The organism is Janthinobacterium sp. GW821-FHT03A03 (assembly GCF_059421435.1).
This window is the reverse complement of the sequence record NZ_JBWKUZ010000039.1, coordinates 1-7,960: the sequence shown is the minus strand read 5'-3', so window position 1 is coordinate 7,960 and position 7,960 is coordinate 1. Positions and strand designations below refer to the sequence as shown.

Genomic DNA, 7,960 nt, shown 5'->3' with positions numbered 1-7,960 from the left:
GGCCCGTGGCGGAACCGCAGGCGGAGACGCCCGGCCAGGCCGTTCCCGCCGTCCCGGCCCCGGCGCCGGCCCCGCCGCCCGCGCCGCCCGCCTCCGCGCCGGCGGCCGAGGATGCCGTACCCGGCATGCGCGACCTGCCTGAGCCGATACAGCGGCAGATTCCGCCCATCGCCATCGGCGGCTATATCTATTCGAAGAATCCGGCCGATCGCTTATTGTTGATCGACAAGGTCTTGCGCCACGAGGGCGAGGAACTGGCGCCCGGCCTGGTGCTGGAAAAATTGCAGCCGAAGGCGGCGATTTTCAATTTCAAGGGCTACCGCTATCGCGTTCCGTATTGATGGCAAGCTGAGCGTTGCGGTAGATCAAGGGCCGCTCCCGTCGGGTGAACTCTGCCTGTAGGGCTTGGTCAAACCAGAGTCGCCGCGCCTGTGCGCGCGGCCGGGGAGCATCCATGCCTGCCGCCACTGCTATTGCCGCTACTGCCGCTACTGCCGCCGCCGGTGCCGACGCCCATGCCCTGGGCAATCTGGCGCAGGTCGACCATATTGTCGTGCTGATGATGGAAAACCGCTCGTTCGACCACATGCTCGGCTACCTGAGCCTGGAAGGCGGGCGCCCCGACATCGACGGCCTGCAAGCGGCTTATGCCAACGTGCATGCGGGCGTGAGCTATCCCGTGCACCACCTGCAGCGCACGGCCTTCGGCGCGGACCAGGACCCTTCGCATACGGGCGCGTCGGTGGCGCAGCAATTGCAAAACAACAATGGCGGCTTCGTCGACGACTATGCGCAAACGCATCCGGGCGACCCCGACATCGATCTGGTGATGGGCTATTACAACGGGGCCGACCTGCCCATGTACGATTTCCTGGCGCAGCAGTTTTGCGTCTGCGACCGCTGTTACAGCTCCGTGCCGGGCGCCACCTGGCCGAACCGCCTGTACGCGATCAGCGGCAAGGCTGCCGGCAGCCGCGACAGCAAGCGCGTGCCCCTGTATGCGAACAAATCCTTCGTGCGCCACCTGGACCGCGCCCAGGTCGGCTGGAAGTTTTATTCCGCCTGGAAACCCTGGAGCCTGGCCCTGACGGACGACCATTACCGCTCGTCCGAGTTTTACGAACCCTTCGGTTCCAGCGCCCGCCGCTACGGCTTCATCGGCGACGCGCTGGCGGGCGCCTTGCCGCCGGTCAGCTGGATCGATCCGCATTTCTTTGAAAATGACGACCATCCGCCGGCCGACATCCGCGCCGGCCAGGCGCTGGTGGCGCAGGTCTACCAGGCGCTGTCGCGCGGTCCCGCCTGGGCGCGCACCCTGCTCATCATCAGTTATGACGAGCACGGCGGCTTTTTCGACCATGTGCCGCCGCCCGCCGCCATCGATGACGATCCCGCGTTCCGCCAGTACGGCGTGCGCGTGCCCATGCTGCTCGTGTCGCCGCTGATCGCGGCGGGCAGCGTCAGCCACCGGGTGTACGACCACACGTCCATCATCAAGACCATCCTGCAGCGCTTTTGCCGCGCCGCCGACGGCAGCCTGCCCGACATGGGCGCGCGCGTGGCGGCCGCCAGCGGGCTGGGCGAGGTGCTGACCCTGCAGCAGGCCCGTGCCGCGCCCGCCGTGCCGGCTGGCGTGCTGCAGCAGCGGGCCGCATGGGAGGCGGATGTGCGGGCGCAGGACTTTGCCCGGCCGGCGCCCGCCGGCGCGCCCGCCGCGCATGGCCTGATGGCCGCGCCGGCGGCCGCCGGTCCGGCCGTGCCGGCCCTGTCCGATGCGGAGGCCGGCGCCATCGCCGCGCACCGGCAACTGGCGCGCACGGCCCGCAATGCGCTGGCGGCCAATGGCAAGACGGCGCCCCATGCGGGCGGCAGGCGCCGGCGGCAGGCGAGCGACCCCGGCGCGCCGGAGGGCGGCAAGCCGGCAGGAAAGCGCGGCAAAACGGCGCCCGCCAATGGCGGCAGGGCGAAGGGCACGACGGATGGCGGCGGCTGAGTCATGTTGCGTGCAGGCATGATTGCATGCATAAATTGCCGCTGCGCTTGACCTGGGCGCTGTCCGGCGCAGGCGCGGCGCGGCGGCGCGGACGGGGCTGCGTATAATTACTCCTTCTCAATCAAGGAGTGACCATGCACGATGCGATGCCCGCCCACCCCGTACTTGGCGTGATCGGCCGTTCCGGCAGCGGCAAGACGACCCTGCTGGAATTTGTGGTGAAGGAAATGGCGGCGCGGGGCTTGCGGGTCAACCTGGTCAAGCACAGCCACCACGACCTGGCGCTGGAGCCGCCGCAAAAGGACAGCGCCCGCCTGCGCCTGGCTGGCGCGGCCGAGGTGCTGGTGGCGTCGCCGTACCGCTACGCCATCGTGCACGAGCTGCGCGGCGCGCCCGAACCGAGCCTGGCGCAGCAATTGGCCCGCATGGGCCCGGCCGACCTGACCCTGGTCGAAGGCTTCAAGACGGACCCCATCCCGAAGCTGGAAGTGTTCCGGCCGGCAGTAGGGCAGGCGCCCCTGTATCCGCATGACCCGCACGTGATCGCCGTGGCGTCCGACAGCCCGGCGCCGGCCGACTTGCGCGCCGGCGTGCAGTGGCTGGACTTGAACGACCGCGAACGGGTGCTCGCATGGCTGCTGCACAGGCTGGAAAAATAAGTCTAAAGGTTTGCCGCCGCCATCCGTTAATACAGGTAGAACCTCATTGGAGAAACGTATGGACGTCGGAAGCATTGCTCAACTGTCAACCACGATGGCAGAGACCGGTACGCGACAAGCCGTTGGCCTGACTGTCCTGAAAAAAGCCCAGGATATTCAAAGTTCGACCGCGACTGCCTTGCTGCAAGCCTTGCCACCGGTACAGTCGGCGCCGAACCTGCCGGCTCACCTCGGCAACACCATCAACACGACGGCCTGAACGTCGTTGCGCGGCGCCTTCCCGGTGCCTGTCACGCCCACACCACCGTTGCCAACGGTGGCGAGTGGGCTTTTGTTTTTTCAGCATCCCCCATCTTTTGCCGCTCCCGCTCGCGCCTCCCCTGCCTGTCACTGCAATTGTTCGCCAAGGCGCGGCCGATTCAGTAGAATGCGGTGATCGCTTCCTGGCTGGCCGCCGCGCAGCCCGGGCGGTGCCAAGTTCCCCGATTCCCATGACCACGCTAGAGGATTACCCATGAACAAACGTCAAGCTCTCGTCGCCGCCGCCCTGGCCGGCATCTGCGCCGCCGCCACCGGCAGCGCGGCCGCACACGATGGTCCCGCTCCCGGCGGCAAGGAAAAGTGCTACGGCGTGGCCAAGGCGGGGCAGAATGATTGCGCCTCGTCGGACGGCGCGCACTCGTGCGCGGGCCAGGCCGAGGCGGACAACCTGCCCACGGAATGGACCTATGTTGCCAAGGGCACGTGCGAGCAGGCGGGCGGCTCCATGAAGCCCATCAAGGCTGCCAAGCCGGCCGCGCCAGCCACGCAGCCATAAGCATTCCGGGCACCACTGCCGTGCGGCAGCCGCCCCATGCGCTCGCCGGCGTGGGCGTCGGCTTGCGCGCCGCGCACTACCGCGACTTTCTCGGGCGCCGGCCCGCGGTGGACTGGCTGGAAGTGCACACCGAAAATTATCTGCAGCCGTCGGGCTGGGACTGGCATGTGCTGCAGACGTTGCGCCAGGATTACGCCGTCAGCCTGCACGGCGTGGGACTTGGGCTGGGCTCGGCGCGTGGTTTTTCCGAGCAGCATCTGCAGCGCGTGCAGGCGCTGGTGGCGCGCGTGGAGCCGGCCCTCGTGTCGGAACATTTGTGCTGGGGCGCCGTAGCCGGGCAGCAACTCAATGATTTGTTGCCGCTGGCCTTGAACGGGGCCGCGCTGGACTTGCTGTGCGCCAGGGTGGGGAGAGTGCAGGATGCGCTGAAAAGGCCGATCTTGCTGGAGAATGTCGCCACTTACGTGCGTTTTGCCGGCGACGCCATGAGCGAAGCGCAGTTTCTCGCCGAACTGGCCCGGCGCAGCGGCTGCGGCTTGTTGCTCGACATTAATAACCTGTATGTGAACCAGTGCAACCACGGCGAAGATGCGCTGGCCGCCTTGCTGGCCATCGCGCCGGGCAGCGTGGGCGAGCTGCATCTGGCCGGCCACCTGGTCACGCCGCAAGCCGTGGTCGACCACCATGGCGCGCCCGTGGCCGAAGCCGTCTGGACCCTGTACGGGGCGGCGCTGCAGCGATTCGGCACCATTCCCACCCTGATCGAATGGGACACGCAGCTGCCGCCGCTCGACGTCCTGCTGGGCGAGGCGGACAAGGCGCGGGCCATGCTGGCGCGCCACGGGCGCCATGCGCAAGCTGCGCCGTGGCAGGGCCTCGTCCCGGCGGCGCCGCCGCCCGCGCCGCCACCCGCGCCGCTTGACGCGCTGGCGGCCGGCCAGCAAGCGTTTGCCGCGGCCCTGCTCGATGCCGGGCAAGGCACGGCGCCGCCGCCATCGTTCGCCGGCGCGGCGGCGCTGGAGCGTTTTTCACTCTACCGCGGCAATCTGGCCGCCACCTGGCGCCGTACCCTGGCGCACGCCTATCCCGTCGTGCTGGCGCTGGTGGGCGAGGCCTACTTTGGCGGCCTGGCGCGCGCGTACGGGCGGCAATATCGGTCCGACAGCGCCGACTTGAACCAGTTTGGCGCCCGTTTCGCCGATTTTCTCGCCACTTTCCCGCACGCGGCCGCATTGCCCTACCTGCCCGACATGGCGCGCCTGGAATGGGCCTTGCACCTGGCCCATTACGCGCCCGATGCGCAGGGCGTGCCGCCCGAGGCGCTGGCGGCCCTGGGTCCGGAGCAGCTGGAGGCGCGCCGCTTTACCCTGCATCCGGCCTGCACCCTGCTGGCGTCAGGCTGGCAAGTGCATGCCTTGTGGCTGGCGCATCAGGAGGGGGAGGGGCAGGGCGTGTTTCCGCAGCAACTGCAGCTGGCCAGCCATGCGCTGGTGTGCCGCCCGCACTGGAAGGCGCAGGCGCAGGCGCTGGACGAGGCCGCCTATGCGGCCCTGCTGGCGTTGCGGCAGGGACACACCTTCGGCGCCGCACTGGATGCGGCGTTCGAGCTGGACCCGGCCTTCGACCTGGGCGGCCACCTGCGCCAGTGGCTGGCGCAGGCCGTGCTGACGGACATGTCGCCCGGCTAGTCGAAGGCGCGCAGCACGCGCGCTTCGCCCGTCTGGTCGCGGTACAGGGCGTTCGCCGCGAGCGTGGCGTCCATCATGCGCGTGACTTGTTCTTCTTCGAATTTGGCAAGCTCGGCCGTGGCCGCGACAAGGGCCAATTCCAGCCGGGCGCGGGCATTCTGGTACAGGCTGCTTGTGTATTTGCTGGTGTTGCGGAGCAATTCTTCCGCATTCTCTATGACCTGGCGCAAGTCGCCGATCAGGCGCTCCTGGCTGCGCGTACCTTGTTCGGGATGGTCCATGGCGCTCCCCTTCCGCAATCGATAAAAGATGGCAATAGCGAATAGTTGCAGCTTGATGTGGGCAGCCGGACGGGCGGGGTGCTGGCCAGGCGCATGGGGCCGCTCGCGCGCCCCATGCCGGGATCAAACGGGGCCGACGACCGTGATGCGGACATCGCCCACGCTGACGACCTGGCCGCTGCGGATCTTGGCGGTCTTGCGCAATTCCTTCTTGCCATCGACCTTCACCACGCCGCTATCGACCATGACCTTGCCTGCGCCACCGCTGTCGCACAAGCCGACCAGCTTGAGCAGCTGGTTCAGCTCGACGAACTCGGATGTTAAATCAAAGCTTACTTTTTGCATTGTATCCCTTATTGCAATGATGTGTTTTCAACACTTGATGACGACCTCAACTAAGTCATAGTTTACCTGAAGCCGACAGCAATGCAGGGTGGAAGTCAGCTTTTGTTGGGCTGCGTCATTTCCAATGGCACGATCCATGCACTGAATTGCTCTTCCGTCACAAAACCGAGGGCCAGCGCCGCTTCCTTCAGGGTCGTGCCTTCGTGCTGGGCCTGCTTGGCGATCTGCGCCGCCTTGTCGTAGCCGATGTGCGGCGCCAGGGCCGTGACCAGCATCAGGGAGCGTTCCATCAGTTCGGCGATGCGAGCACGGTTCGGCGCAATGCCGTGCGCGCAATGCTCGTCGAAGCTGCGCATGCCGTCACCGAGCAGGCGCGCGCTTTGCAGGAAGTTGTGCGCGATCAAGGGCTTGAAGACGTTCAGCTCGAAATTGCCCGAGGCGCCGCCCACCGTGATGGCGACATCGTTGCCGAACACCTGGCAGCACAGCATGGTCAGCGCTTCGCACTGGGTGGGATTGACCTTGCCCGGCATGATGGAGCTGCCCGGCTCGTTTTCGGGGATCGTGATTTCACCGAGGCCGGAGCGGGGGCCGGACGCCATCCAGCGCACGTCGTTGGCGATCTTCATCAGGGCCGTGGCCAGGGTTTTCAAGGCGCCATGGGCGGCCACCAGGGCATCGTGGGCGGCCAGGGCGGCGAACTTGTTGCTGGCGCTGGCAAACGGCTGGCCCGTCAGGCGCGCCAGCTCGGCGGCGATGCGGTCCGCAAATTCCACGTGGGCATTCAAGCCCGTGCCGACGGCCGTGCCGCCGGCGGCCAGCTGCAGCAGCGGCGGCAGCGCCGCCGTGATGATGTGCTCGGCAAAGTCCAGCTGCGCCACGTAGCCGGAAAATTCCTGGCCCAGGGTCAAGGGCGTCGCGTCCTGCAAATGGGTGCGGCCGATCTTGACGATGTCGGCAAATTCCGCGGCCTTCGCATCCAGGGTGGCGCGCAGCTGGCGCAGCGGCGGCAGGACCGTGTTGGCGACGGCCAGCGCGGCCGCCACATGGATGGCGGTCGGAAAGATGTCGTTCGAGGACTGGCCCAGGTTGACGTCGTCGTTCGGGTGCAGCAGGCGCTCGGCGCCGCGCAAGCCGCCGATCAGCTCCGAGCCCCGGTTGGCCAGCACTTCGTTCATGTTCATATTGCTTTGCGTGCCGGACCCCGTCTGCCAGACGGCCAGCGGGAATTCCCCATCATGCTTGCCGGCCAGCACTTCATCGGCCGCCTGCGTGATGGCGATGGCTTTCTTGCCATCCAGTAATCCCAGGTCCAGGTTGACGTGGGCGGCCGCGCGCTTGACGGTGGCCAGGGCGGCGATCAGTTCGGGCGGCATCTTTTCCGTGGAGATATGGAAGTGTTCGAGCGAGCGCTGCGTTTGCGCTCCCCAAAGCCGGTCGGCGGGTACGTCGATCGGGCCGAAACTGTCGCGTTCGATTCTGCTACTCATGGCATCCCTTTCATCGGTGGAGGTCATTCGAGTGTACTCCAGACGCCCAAAAGGCACAGGATGATGCTGTATTGCATCATTTTTCCTATATTTTTACGATTTCCTGCCGTTAAAGACGGACGAGTTCCCTTTATTTACCGTCAAAGCGACCAGTCCATGCCGAGTAGCGCCTTTCCCCGTTGGTCCCTGATTGCGTGCGCCGCCGCCAGCCTGCCCGCGCCGCCTGCCGTGGCGGCCGAACTGGGCGACATGGCCGTGCTGTCGCACCTGGGCCAGCCCCTGCTGGCCGAGATCGAGCTGACGGCCCTGGCGCCCGATGAGGCCAGCGGCGTGGCCGTGCGCCTGGCGTCGCCCGATGTGTACCGGGGCGGCGGCGTCGCCATGGACCCGGCCTTGCAGGGGTTGACGATCAGCCCGCTGGAGCGGGGCGGGCGCCGCTATGTGCGCGTCACGACGGAAAAAGCCATCCAGGCCGGGCATGTGCATTTGTATTTGTTGCTGGGCAATGGCGGTGCCGCCGTCGTGCGCCTGGGCACGCTCTGGCTGACGCCGGCGCCGCCCGCCGCCGTGTTGCCGCCGTCCAGGCCGCCAGCACCGTCGTTGCCGCCCGCGCCGTTGCCACGGCCTATCGTGGCCAGCGCGGCTCCGCCGGCGGCCCCGTCGCCCGACGCCGCCGCGCTGGCGGCC

General features: G+C 67.4%; 10 protein-coding genes. 7 read left to right on the top strand and 3 right to left on the bottom strand.

Translation table 11 applies throughout. The features are described 5' to 3' along the window. The 6 genes from AC07VI_RS29185 to bufB all read left to right on the top strand — a co-directional run. Positions 1-341: general secretion pathway protein GspB (locus tag AC07VI_RS29185; RefSeq protein ID WP_494808841.1), on the top strand; the 341-nt coding region annotated here is incomplete at its 5' end. A 113-nt stretch (positions 342-454) separates the two neighbouring features. Continuing rightward, a complete protein-coding gene (locus tag AC07VI_RS29180) occupies positions 455-1,993 on the top strand; it encodes an alkaline phosphatase family protein (RefSeq protein WP_492992843.1) in 1,539 nt (512 codons plus the stop codon). Positions 1,994-2,127: 134 nt separating this feature from the next. Beyond that, positions 2,128-2,652, top strand: a complete 525-nt coding sequence (gene mobB / locus AC07VI_RS29175; RefSeq protein ID WP_086148551.1) for a molybdopterin-guanine dinucleotide biosynthesis protein B — start codon at positions 2,128-2,130, stop codon at positions 2,650-2,652. Between the two features lie 58 nt (positions 2,653-2,710). Further along, on the top strand, positions 2,711-2,911 hold the full coding sequence (locus AC07VI_RS29170) for a YjfB family protein (RefSeq protein WP_086148550.1): 201 nt from the start codon (positions 2,711-2,713) through the stop codon (positions 2,909-2,911). Between the two features lie 255 nt (positions 2,912-3,166). Continuing rightward, a complete protein-coding gene (locus tag AC07VI_RS29165) occupies positions 3,167-3,469 on the top strand; it encodes a BufA1 family periplasmic bufferin-type metallophore (protein ID WP_099420775.1) in 303 nt (100 codons plus the stop codon). A 20-nt stretch (positions 3,470-3,489) separates the two neighbouring features. Next, complete coding sequence (bufB, locus tag AC07VI_RS29160) at positions 3,490-5,157, top strand: MNIO family bufferin maturase (protein WP_492992846.1); 1,668 nt, start codon at positions 3,490-3,492, stop codon at positions 5,155-5,157. Here the strand turns inward: bufB and AC07VI_RS29155 are convergent. The 3 genes from AC07VI_RS29155 to fumC form a co-directional block, all read right to left on the bottom strand. Next, positions 5,154-5,438, bottom strand: a complete 285-nt coding sequence (locus tag AC07VI_RS29155) for a DUF883 family protein (protein ID WP_086148533.1) — start codon at positions 5,436-5,438, stop codon at positions 5,154-5,156. The genes bufB and AC07VI_RS29155 overlap by 4 nt on opposite strands. A gap of 123 nt (positions 5,439-5,561) precedes the next feature. Continuing rightward, positions 5,562-5,783, bottom strand: a complete 222-nt coding sequence (locus AC07VI_RS29150) for an RNA-binding S4 domain-containing protein (RefSeq protein ID WP_076567361.1) — start codon at positions 5,781-5,783, stop codon at positions 5,562-5,564. Positions 5,784-5,878: 95 nt separating this feature from the next. Further along, entirely contained in the window at positions 5,879-7,273 is a 1,395-nt protein-coding gene (fumC, locus tag AC07VI_RS29145; RefSeq protein ID WP_086148534.1) for a class II fumarate hydratase, read from the bottom strand. A 156-nt stretch (positions 7,274-7,429) separates the two neighbouring features. On the opposite strand from fumC, the gene AC07VI_RS29140 reads away from it, so the two are divergent. After that, a partial coding sequence (locus AC07VI_RS29140; RefSeq protein WP_494808840.1) for a type IV pilus assembly protein FimV occupies positions 7,430-7,960 on the top strand: 531 nt, incomplete at its 3' end.

Coding starts and splice junctions, on each gene's coding strand:
- mobB (WP_086148551.1), top strand. CDS start 2,128: ATGCACGATGCGATGCCCGCCCACCCCGTACTTGGCGTGATCGGCCGT.
- AC07VI_RS29150 (WP_076567361.1), bottom strand. CDS start 5,783: ATGCAAAAAGTAAGCTTTGATTTAACATCCGAGTTCGTCGAGCTGAAC.
- AC07VI_RS29170 (WP_086148550.1), top strand. CDS start 2,711: ATGGACGTCGGAAGCATTGCTCAACTGTCAACCACGATGGCAGAGACC.
- fumC (WP_086148534.1), bottom strand. CDS start 7,273: ATGAGTAGCAGAATCGAACGCGACAGTTTCGGCCCGATCGACGTACCC.
- AC07VI_RS29155 (WP_086148533.1), bottom strand. CDS start 5,438: ATGGACCATCCCGAACAAGGTACGCGCAGCCAGGAGCGCCTGATCGGC.
- AC07VI_RS29180 (WP_492992843.1), top strand. CDS start 455: ATGCCTGCCGCCACTGCTATTGCCGCTACTGCCGCTACTGCCGCCGCC.
- AC07VI_RS29165 (WP_099420775.1), top strand. CDS start 3,167: ATGAACAAACGTCAAGCTCTCGTCGCCGCCGCCCTGGCCGGCATCTGC.